Raw genomic sequence first — 14461 nt, 5'->3', positions numbered from 1 at the left:
TCTGCGTGTACTTCTTACGCTCGGGCATCTAAGTGAGGGCTCCTAACAAGCTGTCTCACAAAACCATACGGCCGCACACCCAGGAATGACCTAGGGGACAACCCCCGGGGGACCGCCCCTCAAGCGCTATCTAGCGGCATAGGGCATCTGACAGCACGCATTGCGCTTACGACGTTTTCGGGAAGCACACAGGCCCCATATAGGGCTATTACAGAAGGCACACTAGGAAGGCAGGACGGAATGAGTGAAGGGTTTACGGCTGGGGACAAGCTAGTCCAGCAGTTCACGGATGCTCTCGGTGAGGGTGAAGAGTACGACGAGCGGGAAGTCGCGGTGTTGGACCTGGCACGGAGGCAGGCGAACGATATCGAGGCGTTGGAAGGGCAGCTAGAGGCCGAGGGCGGCTCGGTTACCGGCAGCACCGGACAGACGCGGCTGAATCCGATCTATGCCGAGCTGAGACAGCAGCGGCTAGCACTGGCCAAGATTCTGCAAAGCGTGAAGCTACCGGACGAGGGGCTCGGTTCATCAAGGAACTCTCAGCAGCAGCGAGCAGCCCGTTCACGGTGGGACCGGGACAAGTCAGGAGTGAGGGCTATCCATGGCGCGTAAGACTCAATGGCGGGAGAATGCCAAGCCCACCGCCGCCCGCGACTTCACCCGGGCAGAACTTGAACGGATCCGGGAGCTAACGGCTGCGATTCCAACGGCTGCGGATGGTCACCCGGCATGGCAGACCCGGGAGCTAGACCGGATCCACGCAGCGGCAGGACGGCGGCGGGGCTTCATGTTGTGGGAATTGGGCTTTGCATCTCACCATGACCCGGAGGCCGCGTACCTGGAAGAAGTGGAGGGTGGGCTGCGGTGAATTTATCGCAACAGTGGATCGATGAGTGTTATGAACTTCCGAAGCCCGGAAAGTTGATGGACGTTTTCACACCACTGCCCGGTTTCCGCATGGATTCAGTGCTTCCTGATGGACGGATCGGCTCATTTCGGGATAGCGGTCTGACTCCTCAGGCGGTCTGCCATTCGACGCTCGCAACGTTCCGGACACCGTTCGGATCTTCTTACGCGGACGCTCTGACTCACAACCCGAAGTGCAGTTGCGGTTACCGCATTGTGCGCAGCAAGAGGAACCTGGCTGAGTTCGCCGTTCACGTTGCCGAGTCGCAGATGGAAGGCTCGATGAGCATCTTCCTGAATCATGCGTTCTCGACGGCGGCGGGTGACACGTCGGGCCTGGTTGTCGTGGAGTGTTCCGTGCCGGAGGGAGCGACCATCGCTTACCGCTGTGTAGAGGACGAGGAGATGCCCGGGACAATCCGAACGAATAGGTTGCAGCTCGGCAAGCGGGCTTACATGCCTCGTTGGGTAGGCGGCGTAGATCAGAAGCCGCTGGCTAAGTTGATCCGTAACAGGTACGGGCTACGGGTGACCCTAACGGATGAGGACGCACTCTCTTTCATCAACAGCTTCACTCCGGCTACTGGTTCGGTGAACGGGTGGCATAAGTGCGGGGAGTGGGGATTGCAGGGTGCAGCCGGCGTCTTGTTCACCACGGGCAGCGCGGAGGATGCCCGGTTCTTGCTGACGAAGCGCTCGCCTTACCTGCCTACGCATCCGGGGAAATGGGGAACACCGGGCGGAGCATTGGACCCAGGAGAGACGACACTCTCGGCGGTCACTAGGGAAGTCCGCGAAGAGTTAGGCGTCGATTCATTGGGCGGAGGATCCGTGATCGGTGCCACCGTCGATGAACGTGCCGGCGGATGGTCCTATACGACGTTTCTCTGCCACGTCGCAGAGCCGTTCGCCTACCGGATCGACGGCAGCGAGACTGTCAAGGCGTCGTGGGTAACTCGGAAGAAGCTGGAACAGATGGCGCGAGCTGGTGAACTCGTTGGCCCGTTCGCTGCGAAAGTGCCGGAACTCCTGCGCTTGCGGGAAACGTGGACAGAATCACTGCGGGAGTTGCGCGGGCACACTCTAGCGGGATGGCGGTAGCCCGCACGATTGAAGCCCCTCACCTTTCACAGGCGGGGGCTTCAATCGTTATCGGGCCGGGCGCTCGAAGCTCTAGATCATGTCAGTCATTGATAGGAAAGCCCCACCCGTTCCGCCAATTGTCGTCTTTGTCCCTGTATTTCATGTTCTGAGGGTTCAGGGCTGAAAGCTCTTGCGCGATGGAAAGCAGCGCTGCAACTTCCGCGACCTTGAGGCGCTGATCGGTGGTCAGGTGGTCCTGATCGTCAAAGTACCCGGCGCTCTCACCTTTGGCGGCTCCGATGGTCCGGGTGAGTGAATCCCAGGCTCTGCCGTAGTCGTTGTCATCCATGAACGTTCCCCTCTAGCGTGCGTTGGACCGGAGGATACCGGTGCGATTCACGCTATCGGATGCCCGCTCGCTTATCCTGCTACTGCCGTAGTGGGCAGTACGTGCTTGAGTACGTCCTCTATGACGAGTAGGTGAGCGGCGATCTGCTTGCGGTCACTGTAGAGGCTCAGTGCTTGCTCTAGGTCCGCAGGGGTTATCAGTCTCCGCGCCGCTTCCTTGGTGACCTCGTGCTCAACCTCAGGAGGCTGGGACCGTGTATGTCCCCGCTCGATGTGGATTAGCTCATGGGCCAAGACACTCCTAGCCTCGAAGTCGAGCAGGTCGCGGGCCAAGTAGACGATACTCACGCCGTCTGTGCGCCCCCAGATTCCATCCGGCATGTCGTCCACTAGCCGGATGGAGACGCCGCGTTGCATAGCGTCCATCCACGGGCAATAACGGAAGTTTGGTTCATTCCATCGACGGCACTCGAAGTGGGATTGAAGTTGCCAGCCTGCATCGTGATGGTCGGGGCGAGTAATGGTCTCCATGGCGAGTTACTGGCCGACCTTGCGGACTCGTTCCGCTGCGTCGAGCATGTTCAGGTACTCAGAGGGGGTTACGCCCTCCGAGTGGGCCAGGTCGCCGAGTTCGCGCACGGTTGCAGGGGTCTTGAGAGTGGTTTCCATGGTGGTTCTCCTTGTTGTTTCCGTTGTGGTGATTCTTGCGGTTGGTCTAGTTGAGGGTGAGGCGTGCCCAGTGCCCGGCGTTATCGGCCATGTGCCCTTCGGCGGCATCCCTCACGTCGGCTTCGGTGCCTTCCGTGAAGAACGGGCAGCGCTCGCAGATCGCATCTGCTTCGGCGGTGGTGATGATTCCGAATGTCATAGCGCCTTCCGTTTCCTTGGTAGTGCTATGAACTTATGTGCTAGCGCCTTCGTGGTGCCCACTGTCGCCTCCTGCATCGACCTGGTGGTGCACTGCGTCCGAGAGCGGTCCGGCCAGCGGCGCGTGGCGGAGATCGTTGCGCTCGGGCGCAGGGTGGAAAACGGCGTGATTGAGACCTCAACTGTGTTCAAGCAGATTGAGGGAGAGTTGCGCGTCAGCGCTTCCAACATGCCTGCTGAGGAAAAGTTCGCCGCCGCCGGGTATGCCGTCGCTTCACTTCTTAGCCCGTCATGACCGTTGCAGTCAGCGTTGCCCTTGGAACGGGTCTTTTTCTGATCTGGTGGTCTACCTGGGCAGTGCCGCCACGTCCAGCCAAGCCAAAGCGCCGCGCGGGCAAAGTGGAGGAACTCCTCCTGAGGGCCGGAATTGAGAGGGTATCCGCCAGCGGCTTGCTCGTAGCCAGCGGGGTGGCCGCCCTGTTCGTTTTTCTTCTGGCGTTTATCTTCACCGGAACGCCGGCGATAGCGGCATGCTTCGCACTGTTCGGCGGTCTCGCGCCACTCATGCTCGTGCGCTGGCGGGCGCGAAAGCGGACAGCATCACTCCGGGAGCTGTGGCCGGACGTTGTGGACCACCTCCGCTCCGCCATCCGCGCCGGATTGTCACTGCCCGAAGCGCTGATGCAGCTTGGGGTGAAAGGACCGGAAGAATTGAGGCCTGCTTTCCGCGAGTTCGCAGGCGACTACCGCTCCGGCGGGCAGTTCGATCATTCACTCGATCGATTGAAGGACCGACTGGCAGACCCTGTCGCGGACAGAATCGTCGAAGCTTTGCGCCTCACCCGTGAAGTCGGAGGCACCGATCTCGGCAGGCTGCTGGGCACACTCGCGGAGTTCCTGCGGGACAGTGCCCGTACCCGGAGCGAGCTTGAAGCTCGCCAATCATGGACGGTGAATGCCGCCCGGCTCGCGGTGGCAGCACCCTGGATTGTGCTCGCACTGCTCTCAACCCGCCCGGAAGCCGTGGCGGCCTACAACACCGCAAGCGGTGCGGCAGTGCTCATAGGGGGACTGTTGGTTTCGGCGTTCTGTTACTGGGTGATGCTCCGGATCGGTGCCTTGCCCGACGACGAGCGGGTGCTGGGCTAATGGGATTGGCAATCGCTGCCCTGGTTGGTGCGTGTCTGGGATCCGGTCTGTGGCTTGTCTTCGTCCGGCTTCCGGTTATGCGTCAGCCTCGGTTCGTCGAGCGAATCGCTCCACAACTCAAGTCGGTGGACGTAAGTTCGAGGCTTCTGAACGCCCCGACTGCGACTCCATTCGGTCCGCTGGAACGCATCATCCGCCCGGTCGCCCGCGACGCCGTTACCTGGCTCAACAGGTTCAGCCCAACGTCGTCGGTTCTCGCACGACGGCTTGAGCAGGCGGGGCGGACACAGTCCGTACTCGACTTCCGCGCCGAGCAACTCATTTGGGGCAGTGTCGGTCTTGCGGCGTCCACGACGATTATTCTCACCCTTGCTGCTTCCGGTAGCTTCAACCCGATGCTCGCCGCTCTTATCGTGTTCGGAACCGCAGTAGGTTGTTACCTGCTGCGCGATTACTTGTTGGGAGCGGAGATACGAAAACGGGAGAGCCGCATCCTGGCAGAGTTTCCCAGCCTTGCCGAACTGATGGCACTGGCCGTCAGCGCAGGCGAGAGCGCCACCGGCGCACTCGAGCGGATCTGCAGGACTGGACACGGCGAGTTGACAAAGGAATTCGCCCGCGTTCTCGCCGAAACCCGAGCCGGAACACCGTTGATGCAATCCCTGCAAAACTTCTCCAACCGCACTCAGCTGGCGCCGCTGGTGCGATTTGTCGACGGCATCAGCGTCGCGGTCGAGCGCGGCACCCCACTGGCGGATGTCCTCCGCGCGCAGGCACAGGACGTCAGGGATCTTTCCAAGCGGGAACTGATGGAATCCGCCGGACGCAAGGAGATTGCCATGATGGTTCCGCTGGTATTCGGGGTACTGCCGCTGACCGTTCTCTTTGCCGTCTACCCGGGCATCGCCCTGATCAACCTTGGACTCTGACCCCGATCCGCTTTCACCGAATCCATCAACCCAACCACCTGAACGAACACCACCGAAAGAGAGAAAGCAGCATGCGTAACCGCCTCATCGCAATCTTCCTGTTCACTAGCGCCATTCTGCGAACCCGCCTGCAGTCAGGCTCCACGGACCACCCCGAACGCGGCGACGTCCCCGGCTGGGTAATGATCACCCTCATGTCCGCCGTCCTCGTGGCTGCGCTCCTCGCTGTGGCCGCGCCAGCTCTGGAAGGACTGTTCAACGAGGCGATCAACCGCGTCAGCCCGTAGTCAAGTGCGTTTCCTCCCCAGGCGCTTGGACTCCCGGCACAGGCATACAGCTGAACAAGGCGCCGCTACCGTGGACTTCGCGCTCATCGGCGGTTTGCTCACGATCATCTTCATTGCCATCGTGCAGCTCACCCTGGTGCTCCACGTACGGAATACCCTCATCGACGCCGCCTCCTCCGGTGCGCGCTACGGGACCCTTGCCGACCGGACACCCGCCGACGCCGCCGCCCGCACCAGTTCCCTGATCACCGGTGCAATCAACAGCACCTACGCGCAGGACGTGTCGGTGAGCCGAGTCAATCAGGGCGGTTCTGACGTCCTGCAGATCACTGTCCGCGCTCCGATTCCCGTGATAGGGCTCATCGGCCCGTCCGGCACCATGGAGGTGAGCGGACATGCTGCGCTGCCTTCCTGAGCGCTTTCGCACGGCCGCGCAACAGGACGACGACGGCGGCAGCGCCGTTCTCGAATTCACCTTCCTTGGCCTGCTCCTCCTGGTGCCCGTGGTTTACCTCATCCTGACAGTGGGCGCAGTGCAGGGTGCATCCTTCGCCGTCGTCGGTGCTGCAGACCAGGCAGCGAAGGTATTCGTTGACTCGGAGACTTCCGAAGAGGCGCACGCCCGGGCGCAGCAGGCAGTGGACCTCGCGGTCAACGATTTCGGGTTCCCGCCCGACGATGCTGGGGTCACCATTACCTGCGCGGGCACTTGCCTCGAACCTGGGTCAAGCGTCACCGTCGCCGTCAACCTCAGGGTTCCACTGCCGCTCATTCCCACCATGCCGGGTTTGAATCCGTCAGCAGCGACCGTCGATTCAAGCGCCACCCAACTCGTCGAGCGCTTCGGATGATGCCGTTACACGCTGATCGATATAGAGAGAACAACGAGGACGGTCAGATTTCCGTGCTCATCATCGGGTATATCCTGCTATCGCTTCTGGTGGTTGCCGTCGTGACCGCTGTGTCAGCCGTCTACATTGAACACAAGAAGCTCCTCTCGGTCGCGGACGGAGCAGCGCTGAGCGCAGCCGACACGTTCTCGGTGGCGTCCATCGACACCGGCGGTGGCGCACCCGCTCCTACGCTCGACTCCGAATCCGTATCAAGGGCTGCCGCAGCCTACCTTGAGCGATCAGGCGCTCTTCCGCGGTTCAACAGCCTTGACCTTGACCCTGCCACCGGAGCCCCGGATCCACGAACTGCCCGGGTGGTCCTCAGTGCTGAAGTTCACCCACCCATTGTGAACTTCCTGGTTCCAGCGGGAATTCCGATCACCGCCACTGCTGATGCACGGGCGGATCTGACGCGTTGAACGCGTCCGCAACACCATGACGTAGTCTTGAATCACCATGGCAGACATTGATTTTTCCGCAGAGATCCGCGCCCTCCGAGCAAAATACGACTCCATCGAGGCAGTGACGGACGTCGAAGCGATCCGCGCAGAAATCGCCGATCTCAGCGAGCAGGCAGGCGAACCCAACCTGTGGGATGACACGGTCGCGGCCCAGCAGATCACGTCCAGACTGTCCCACAAACAGACCGAGCTCGACCGGCTCTCGAAGCTCGCTGCGCGCATCGACGACCTGGAGGTTCTCGTCGAACTCGCGCAGGACGAGGACGATGAAGACTCCAGGGTCGAAGCCGTCAAGGAACTCACTTCCCTCAGCAAAGCGCTCGATGACCTCGAAGTTGTCACCCTGCTCGCCGGCGAATGGGACGAGCGGGAGGCCGTCGTCACCATCCGGTCCGGAGCCGGCGGAGTAGACGCCGCCGATTTCGCAGAGATGCTCCTGCGGCTGTACCTGCGCTGGGCTGAACGCCGGGGTTACCCAACACAGGTGCTGGACACCTCCTACGCCGAAGAAGCGGGCCTCAAATCGGCGACTTTCGAGGTCAAAGCCCCATACGCGTTCGGCACGCTTTCCGTGGAAGCGGGAACCCACCGCCTGGTGCGGATCAGCCCGTTCGACAACCAGGGCAGGCGCCAGACCTCCTTCGCCGCAGTCGAAGTCATCCCCCTCATCGAGCAGACAGACTCCGTCGAGATCCCGGACAACGAAATCCGAGTCGATGTCTTCCGCTCCTCCGGCCCGGGCGGCCAGTCGGTCAACACAACCGACTCCGCCGTCCGGCTGACCCACATTCCCACAGGCATCGTCGTCTCCATGCAGAACGAGAAGTCGCAGATCCAGAATCGGGCCGCTGCCCTCAGGGTTCTCCAGTCCCGGCTGCTCCTGCTCAAGAAGGAGCAGGAAGACGCCGAGAAGAAGGCTCACGCAGGCGACGTCAAGGCATCCTGGGGAGACCAGATGCGGTCCTACGTGCTCAACCCTTACCAGATGGTGAAGGACCTGCGCACCGAGCACGAGGTGGGCAACACATCTGCAGTGTTCGACGGCGAGATCGACGACTTCATTGACGCTGGCATCCGCTGGCGCGCCAACAACCGCAATAGCAGCGAGGCTTGATCCCGGGCGGCGACGCCTGACGGCCGCGTACCTTACCGGTGTGTGACACACCACGTGCGCACCTTACGGATGTGCGACACACCGCGCGCATGCCCGCCGTGACGCGGAACTGCTGCCTATAGTCAAGGAGCCGGTGGTCTCCCTTTCCCCACCCATGCCCGTGCACCGGCAGCACGACGAGGGCGCAGAATAGTCATGATCAGATTCGAGCAAGTCACCAAGGTCTACGACCAGAAGTCGAAGCCCGCCCTTGACGGGGTCAGCCTTGACGTCGATCGGGGCGAGTTTGTCTTTCTGGTCGGTGCGTCCGGCTCCGGAAAGTCGACTTTCATCCGCCTGGTGCTCAAGGAAGACCGGGCAACACGCGGCGCGGTGTACGTGGCCGGACAGAACGTAGCCAACATTCCCAGCTGGCGCGTTCCCAAGCTGAGGCGCGGTATCGGCGTCGTCTTCCAGGACTTCCGGCTGCTGCCGAACAAGTCAGTCTTCGCCAACGTCGCTTTCGCGATGCAGGTCATCGGCAAGAGCCGCGCGGTTATCCGCGAGACCGTTCCCGAAGTGTTGAAGACGGTCGGCCTTGAAGGCAAGAACAACCGCATGCCGCATGAACTGTCCGGCGGCGAGCAGCAACGTGTGGCGATTGCCCGCGCGATCGTGAACAAGCCCGGCATCCTGCTCGCTGATGAGCCCACCGGAAACCTGGACCCGACAACGTCCATGGGCATCATGAAAGTGCTCGACAAGATCAACCAGAACGGCACCACAGTGGTGATGGCAACCCACGACGACGACATCGTGAACACTATGCGCAAACGCGTAGTGGAACTTCGGGATGGCTGCGTGGTCCGCGACGATGCGCAGGGCATCTACATCGGAGAAACGACGACGACGGCGGCGGCTGCCGGATGAGATTCGCTTTCGTCCTCGGGGAAATCGCTTCAGGCATGCGTCGAAACCTCGTGATGGTGGTTTCGGTGGTGCTCGTCACTTTCATCTCGCTCACCTTCGTCGGCGCGGCAGGTCTGCTGCAGCTGCAGATCAACCAGATGAAGGGGTACTGGTACGACCGGGTACAGGTGGCCGTTTTCCTTTGCGTCGAGAACTCCACGTCCGAGAGCTGCGCATCCGGACCGGTCACCGACGAGCAGCGCAGTGCGATTGAGGCGAAGTTGAACTCGCCCGAGCTGAGCCCGTACGTGGACACCGTCGAGTATGAGTCCCAGGATCAGGCTTTGGTGCATTTCCGTGAGCAGCTCGCGAACTCACCCATCGTCGAAGCTGTCACCGCCGAACAGCTTCCCGAATCCTTCCGCATCGGACTTGTGGATCCCGAAAAGTATGAGGTCATCAGCGAGGCGTTCTCCTCTGAACCCGGAGTGGATATTGTCAGCGACCAGCGCGAATACCTCGAAGAGATCTTCGGCTATATCAATATCGCCTCGCTCGTCGCACTCGGTATTGCCGTCGTCATGAGCGTCGGGGCTATTCTGCTGGTCGCAACCACCATCCGTCTCTCCGCATTCAGCCGTCGGAGGGAAACCGGTATCATGCGGCTGGTCGGTGCAAGCAAGGCAATAATCCAGCTGCCCTTTGTCCTGGAAGGGGTTATCGCCGCCATCCTCGGCGCGGCAATCGCTTCCTGCACCCTGTGGGCAGTTCTGCGCTATGGCGGCGAATGGTTGTCCAGGGAATACCCACAAATGGGCTTCATCTCCACCCAGGAACTGTTGCTGGTGATTCCCGCGCTCTTCCTCCTGGGCGCGCTGCTCGCCGGCGCATCATCCCTGCTAACCCTCAGACGCTACTTGAAGGTTTAGGGTAGATACTTGTGAGAATTGAGACTGAATGCGCCGATTGACCTCCTGCCAGCTCCGTTTGGCACGCCGTCCAGGAGCTGTGAAGACGCTTACCGCCCTGTCGCTGGCGACCGTGGCAACGCTTACGTTGACGTTGAGTGGCCCCGTTTATGCTGATCAGCTTGAGGACCGCAAGTCCGAGCTTGAGCAGCAAATCGCCGAGGTTCAGCAGTCGATTGAGTATCTGGACGAAGACATCACGGAGACGATTGCCCAGCTGAAGGTTTACCAGGGGCAGTTGCCGGGAGCCCAGCAGTCACTCGCCGATGCCCAGGGGCGGGTGGAAGCGGCGACTGCCGAGGTCAACGCCCTTGCCCAGCGCGTTCAGCTGGCACAGGAAACCAAGAACAAAATCACCGAACAGCTGAAGCAGGACGAGGCCGAAATGGCTGAGACCCGAAAGGTGATCGGCCAGATTGCAACGCAGGCCTACAAAAGCGGGGGAGTGCCCACGGGGCTCTCCCTCATGCTCGGAAGTGACGGCTCGGATGGCTTTGCGTCCATGGAACTGGTGGAGCAGGCCCTCCGCAACCAAAATTCAGCCCTCGAGCGGATGGCGCAGCAGAATGCGACCAACGTGAACTCACAGGCGCGTCTGATCGCAGTCGAAGAGGAAATCGTTGACCTGAAAGCCAAGGCAGAGGCAGCGCTCGCGGCCGAGCAGGTCGCCCGCGATGAAGCGGCAGCCGAAAAAGCGAAGGTCGACAAGCTGATCTCGGATACCTCGACGCTCTCCGAGAAGCTGCAAAAGCAGAAGCCCGTCATCGAGGCGAAACTCGCAGAAGTCGAAGAAGCACACGAGCAGGTTGTTGTCGACATCGCCGAACGTCAACGAAAGCTGATCGAAGAGGCACGCAAGCGGGAAGAGGCAAGGCTCAAGGCGGAGGCCGAGGAGCGTGCCCGGATCGAAAATGAGCGCCGCGCAGCCGCCGCCGCAGAAGCTAATCGCCGCGCGGCCGCAGAAGCGGCCGAGGCCAACAGGCGCGCCGCGGAAGCTGCTGCCGCAGCTAACCGTCCGAAGCCGCCGCCCGTCGTCGTGCCGGCCCCGATCGTCCCCGAACCGGTGGCTCCCGTAATTGTTCCGCCGCCGGCATCAAGTCCGTCAGCCTTCGGATTGCGCCCTCCCGTGAGCGGACCGATCAGTTCCGGTTACGGTTGGCGCCCGACGCCGTTGGGAACCATCGACTTCAACGGCACCGGCGGCTACACCCATACCGGGATCGATTATGGGGTGGCCTGCGGAACAGCGCTCTATGCTCCGGCAGCCGGTGAGGTCTGGTACGCAGATTCGAATGTGCTTCCCGGTGCAGGCAACCGGATTGTGCTGAATCACGGCGTTGTCGGCGGCAACGCGCTGGCCACCAACTTCTACCACCTTTCAAGCTTTCTGGTTGGTCCCGGTCAGCGCGTAAGTGCAGGCCAGCTGATTGGTTACACCGGCACCACGGGCAACTCCACCGGCTGCCACCTGCACTTCGAAACCGTGCTGAACGGCAGCTTGGTCGATCCAATGGGGCTCCTCTAGAGCCCGACGGATCTGAACGGTCCAGACCGCTGTGGATAAGAGAACCCTGGACGGCCCGACGCCGTAGACTGGGATGCGTTGTCCGCATTCAGTTTCGAAGCGCACCGCACTAGTGAAGGAGTTGGACCGTGCCCAAGGAAAGTGGCCGTCAGGTAGTGGCCACCAATCGGAAGGCCCGGCATGACTACCAGGTGCTGGACACCTACGAGGCGGGGATCGCACTTCAGGGAACCGAGGTGAAGTCCCTCCGGGCCGGTCGGGCGTCCCTCGTTGATGGATTCGCGATCTTCTACAATGACGAGCTCTGGCTCGAAGGAATTCATATTCCCGAGTACACGCAGGGCAGTTGGACCAACCACGCCGCGCGCCGCCGTCGTAAGCTGCTTCTGCACCGCGAAGAGCTCACCAAGATCTCCCACAAGATTCGCGAGAGCGGTTTCACTATCGTTCCGCTGCAGCTTTATTTCCTCAACGGCCGGGCGAAAGTGGAGATCGGAATTGCGCGCGGTAAGCGTGAATATGACAAGCGCCAGACGCTGCGTGAGCAGCAGGACAGCCGTGAAGCGCACCGTGCCATGCGAGAGCGGAATCTTGGCGCATGAGCGACGTCTTCTGGGATGCGCAGGAACCGGACGACGTCGAGGAAGAGTCCGAGCTCAGGTACAAGCGCCCCTGGTGGGTGACGGTAGGCGCTATCGTCAACCTGCTATTGCTGTTCGCAGTAGTTCCAGCCGGATTCCTGTCGCTGATCCCCTTCTTTTTCCTGATCTATGTGTACTTCGCGCAGATCCTCGTCTGGATCTCTCCGGTTCTGGTTCTCCTCAACGTCGCCATGTTCTGGTGGAGCTTCCGCCGCAAGCAGGCTGCGACGACGGCGCTTGCGGCCCTGGGCCTGGCGTTCGTGGCCGTCTCCTTCGTTGTGCTGATGCTATGGCAGGCCCAGATCGTCATCCTGGGAATGAGGCTCTAGCCAAGCCCAGAAGCTGGGGAAGGAATGATTCCGGCAGTAGGTGCGTTAGAATGGGTAGTCCGGAGCAATCCGGGATGGCAGGGTCGATCAGAACACTTGATTGATAACGCTGATTGATAACTGCATATGGGGATGACAGGTTTCGACGATGTTAGTCGCGACAGGTGAAGCGGGCCGAGGATACAGAGTTATCTCGTAAACGCTCTCTGTAAAACAATAAGTGCCGAACAAAAGCGCACTGACTTCGCTCTCGCTGCCTAAGCAGCAGAGCTAGTCCGTCAGCCCGGGTATGCTCTCGACCCGGTTCCTGGCGTCATTTAGAGGGCCACTGCTCTTGGTTCTCGTTGCAGGAACCAAGGGGACTCTTATGCAACTGAGCTTGGCAGCCACTTGTTTGCATGATGGCTGGAGCTGAGAAAAACCGACGCAAACTGCGCCCGGAGAAGCCCTGACTACACTGCATCGGACGCGGGTTCAATTCCCGCCATCTCCACTGACAAAGCCCCGGTTCGCCGGGGCTTTTTCTGTGTCAACCCCAGGCTCGCCTGTTGCCCGTTCGCCGGCCGTACTGCAGGGATCGGCGAACCGTAGACTGTCCGTGTGAACTCGATCAATGACCGTCCGTCGTGGTTGCCGCCGCTTCCGCCTCCGCATCGTGGCCGTGCCCTGATTGCGATCGGTCTCCTGCTCGTCGTCGCGACCTTCATTTACATTTTTGTCATGAGTTACGTGGGCGGCACACACACGCTATACACGCTGCTTCCACTGGCAATTGGGCTGGTTTGCCTGATCGTCGGGCTGACCAGGCGGAACGAGGGCCGTTAGCTTAGCGGGCTACCCCCAGTATCGAGCGTTGGATAGCCACGGCAGCAGCGCCGCGCGCCCACTGACCGAAGTCGGTTGGTTCACGCGCGAGCCGCACCGGCGCAGCTTCCGGATCCCGGTGTTCAAGTATGGCGGCCGTGATCTCTTCGGAAGCGACGTCCGCCAGTGCCACGCCTTCTCCGGACAGAACCACCAGGTTCACCATGGTGAGATTGGCGACGGCGGCAACGAGGGTGCCGAGGGCAGCGCCAGCGTTCTTCACCACCAGTGAGGCGATCCTGTCCCCGTTGCGCGCCCGATCGAGGACTTCCTCGTAGCTGCATTCCTCTTCGGTCGCCACCCGAAACTGGCCGCGAATGGCCGCCATGGTGAGTACTGCGCCTGCGCAGCCCCGGTGTCCCTCCTGGCACAGCGGCCCTGCCGAATCGACAGGGTAGTGCCCAACCAGGCCCAGCCCCGCATCAACAGGAGCAATGACGCGGTCATTGATCACCAGACCGTAGCCGACGCCGGCCCCCACCGTGAGTACCGCGAAGTTGCTGATTCCCCTGCCTGCCCCAAACCATTGCTCACCCACGGTGAGCGCAACGACGTCGTTTTCCACCGTGACCGGGATACCGGTCCGTTCATGCAGGAGGCGGCCGAGCGGAACATCCCGCCAGTGCAGGAAGGGCGCGCGCAGCACCGTTCCGTCGTCACTGACCTTGCCGCCGATGCTGATGCCGATGCCGTCCACCGCGTTCCCGTCGTCGAGCCGGTCGATCACCGAGACGATAGCCGATACGACGTCTGCAGCTGCTTCACTGACCAGCGGCTCCTGTGCGGTGCCGATCGTTTGGCACCGCAGATCCGTCGTAACACCGGACGCGGCATCGCCGGTCAACTTGATTCCGATGAACCGGTGGGTCCCGCCCGGGACCTCAAGGGGTCTGGTTGGCCGGCCGACACCGCCTTCGAGGATCTCGTTGCCCTCCTGCAGGATTCCTGCTTCGATCAACGGCTTGCTCAGGCGGGTAAGGCTTGCGACAGACAGGCCGAGACGCCGTGACAGCTCACCCCGCGACAAGGGGCCGCCGATGAGAACTTCCCTGGCGAGAAGGCGGGAAGGGCTGTCAGGAGGGAAGGACGCGACCACGTTCATTAGCGTACCTTCCACCCCGGAATAGTTTTCATAGTAGAAATATTAACCAGGATCAGAGCCGTTAGTCATTACGAAAAGGAAGCCGGATGTGACAATTGACACCTACT

21 protein-coding genes, 1 other RNA gene and 1 pseudogene are annotated in these 14461 nt (G+C 61.3%); 18 read left to right on the top strand and 5 right to left on the bottom strand.

What is annotated here, in order from left to right:
* The first annotated feature begins 240 nt into the window (after positions 1-240).
* From Q0877_RS07600 to Q0877_RS07590, 3 genes are all read left to right on the top strand, one after another.
* Positions 241-612: a hypothetical protein gene (locus Q0877_RS07600; protein WP_299166786.1), complete on the top strand. Its 372-nt coding sequence runs from the start codon at positions 241-243 to the stop codon at positions 610-612.
* The gene (locus Q0877_RS07595) at positions 602-868 is read left to right on the top strand and encodes a hypothetical protein (RefSeq protein ID WP_299166785.1); all 267 of its coding nucleotides are present in this window, start codon (positions 602-604) and stop codon (positions 866-868) included. Before Q0877_RS07600 ends, Q0877_RS07595 begins: the two co-directional genes overlap by 11 nt.
* A 320-nt stretch (positions 869-1188) precedes the next feature.
* Positions 1189-2007 (top strand): NUDIX domain-containing protein, encoded by an 819-nt coding sequence (locus Q0877_RS07590; RefSeq protein WP_299166784.1) that lies wholly within the window; start codon positions 1189-1191, stop codon positions 2005-2007.
* An 82-nt stretch (positions 2008-2089) separates the two neighbouring features.
* On the opposite strand, the gene Q0877_RS07585 is transcribed toward Q0877_RS07590, so the two are convergent.
* The 4 genes from Q0877_RS07585 to Q0877_RS07570 form a co-directional block, all read right to left on the bottom strand.
* Positions 2090-2338 (bottom strand): hypothetical protein, encoded by a 249-nt coding sequence (locus tag Q0877_RS07585; protein ID WP_299166783.1) that lies wholly within the window; start codon positions 2336-2338, stop codon positions 2090-2092.
* 71 nt (positions 2339-2409) lie between these two features.
* On the bottom strand, positions 2410-2754 hold the full coding sequence (locus Q0877_RS07580) for an ImmA/IrrE family metallo-endopeptidase (protein WP_299166782.1): 345 nt from the start codon (positions 2752-2754) through the stop codon (positions 2410-2412).
* A gap of 120 nt (positions 2755-2874) precedes the next feature.
* On the bottom strand, positions 2875-3006 hold the full coding sequence (locus Q0877_RS07575) for a hypothetical protein (RefSeq protein ID WP_299166781.1): 132 nt from the start codon (positions 3004-3006) through the stop codon (positions 2875-2877).
* A gap of 46 nt (positions 3007-3052) precedes the next feature.
* Complete coding sequence (locus tag Q0877_RS07570; protein WP_299166780.1) at positions 3053-3205, bottom strand: hypothetical protein; 153 nt, start codon at positions 3203-3205, stop codon at positions 3053-3055.
* 39 nt (positions 3206-3244) lie between these two features.
* Here Q0877_RS07570 and Q0877_RS07565 point away from each other — a divergent pair.
* The 15 genes and pseudogenes from Q0877_RS07565 to Q0877_RS07495 form a co-directional block, all read left to right on the top strand.
* A pseudogene (locus tag Q0877_RS07565) lies at positions 3245-3499 on the top strand (CpaF family protein); the annotation flags it as partial.
* Entirely contained in the window at positions 3496-4353 is an 858-nt protein-coding gene (locus tag Q0877_RS07560; protein WP_299166779.1) for a type II secretion system F family protein, read from the top strand. The pseudogene Q0877_RS07565 and the gene Q0877_RS07560, both read left to right, overlap by 4 nt.
* Positions 4353-5282 (top strand): type II secretion system F family protein, encoded by a 930-nt coding sequence (locus tag Q0877_RS07555; RefSeq protein WP_299166778.1) that lies wholly within the window; start codon positions 4353-4355, stop codon positions 5280-5282. Before Q0877_RS07560 ends, Q0877_RS07555 begins: the two co-directional genes overlap by 1 nt.
* Positions 5283-5353: 71 nt before the next feature.
* Positions 5354-5569: a hypothetical protein gene (locus Q0877_RS07550; RefSeq protein WP_299166777.1), complete on the top strand. Its 216-nt coding sequence runs from the start codon at positions 5354-5356 to the stop codon at positions 5567-5569.
* Positions 5570-5639: 70 nt separating this feature from the next.
* Complete coding sequence (locus Q0877_RS07545; RefSeq protein WP_367182147.1) at positions 5640-5984, top strand: TadE/TadG family type IV pilus assembly protein; 345 nt, start codon at positions 5640-5642, stop codon at positions 5982-5984.
* Positions 5965-6420 carry a hypothetical protein gene (locus Q0877_RS07540; protein WP_299166775.1) on the top strand — a complete coding sequence of 152 codons (456 nt, stop codon included), beginning with the start codon at positions 5965-5967 and terminating at the stop codon, positions 6418-6420. Before Q0877_RS07545 ends, Q0877_RS07540 begins: the two co-directional genes overlap by 20 nt.
* Positions 6417-6881, top strand: a complete 465-nt coding sequence (locus Q0877_RS07535) for a pilus assembly protein TadG-related protein (protein WP_299166774.1) — start codon at positions 6417-6419, stop codon at positions 6879-6881. Before Q0877_RS07540 ends, Q0877_RS07535 begins: the two co-directional genes overlap by 4 nt.
* Before the next feature lie 37 nt (positions 6882-6918).
* On the top strand, positions 6919-8037 hold the full coding sequence (gene prfB, locus Q0877_RS07530) for a peptide chain release factor 2 (RefSeq protein WP_299166773.1): 1119 nt from the start codon (positions 6919-6921) through the stop codon (positions 8035-8037).
* A gap of 195 nt (positions 8038-8232) precedes the next feature.
* Complete coding sequence (ftsE, locus tag Q0877_RS07525; RefSeq protein ID WP_299166772.1) at positions 8233-8946, top strand: cell division ATP-binding protein FtsE; 714 nt, start codon at positions 8233-8235, stop codon at positions 8944-8946.
* The gene (gene ftsX, locus Q0877_RS07520) at positions 8943-9854 is read left to right on the top strand and encodes a permease-like cell division protein FtsX (protein ID WP_299166771.1); all 912 of its coding nucleotides are present in this window, start codon (positions 8943-8945) and stop codon (positions 9852-9854) included. The genes ftsE and ftsX overlap by 4 nt, the downstream gene beginning before the upstream one ends.
* Before the next feature lie 28 nt (positions 9855-9882).
* Positions 9883-11418: a M23 family metallopeptidase gene (locus tag Q0877_RS07515; RefSeq protein ID WP_299166770.1), complete on the top strand. Its 1536-nt coding sequence runs from the start codon at positions 9883-9885 to the stop codon at positions 11416-11418.
* Between the two features lie 128 nt (positions 11419-11546).
* Positions 11547-12020 (top strand): SsrA-binding protein SmpB, encoded by a 474-nt coding sequence (gene smpB, locus Q0877_RS07510; protein ID WP_299166769.1) that lies wholly within the window; start codon positions 11547-11549, stop codon positions 12018-12020.
* Positions 12017-12388: a hypothetical protein gene (locus Q0877_RS07505; RefSeq protein WP_299166768.1), complete on the top strand. Its 372-nt coding sequence runs from the start codon at positions 12017-12019 to the stop codon at positions 12386-12388. The genes smpB and Q0877_RS07505 overlap by 4 nt, the downstream gene beginning before the upstream one ends.
* A 128-nt stretch (positions 12389-12516) precedes the next feature.
* Positions 12517-12884, top strand: a transfer-messenger RNA (tmRNA) gene (gene ssrA / locus Q0877_RS07500).
* A gap of 104 nt (positions 12885-12988) precedes the next feature.
* Complete coding sequence (locus Q0877_RS07495; protein ID WP_299166767.1) at positions 12989-13213, top strand: cysteine-rich outer membrane protein; 225 nt, start codon at positions 12989-12991, stop codon at positions 13211-13213.
* A gap of 1 nt (position 13214) precedes the next feature.
* Here Q0877_RS07495 and Q0877_RS07490 read toward each other — a convergent pair whose 3' ends face one another.
* Entirely contained in the window at positions 13215-14354 is a 1140-nt protein-coding gene (locus Q0877_RS07490; RefSeq protein ID WP_299166766.1) for an ROK family transcriptional regulator, read from the bottom strand.
* Between the last annotated feature and the right edge of the window lie 107 nt (positions 14355-14461).

The organism is uncultured Arthrobacter sp. (genome assembly GCF_947495145.1).
In the GTDB taxonomy this organism is placed as follows: domain Bacteria; phylum Actinomycetota; class Actinomycetes; order Actinomycetales; family Micrococcaceae; genus Arthrobacter_D.
Note: the sequence above shows the minus strand (reverse complement) of the source record. Positions and strands in the feature narration are given on the sequence as shown.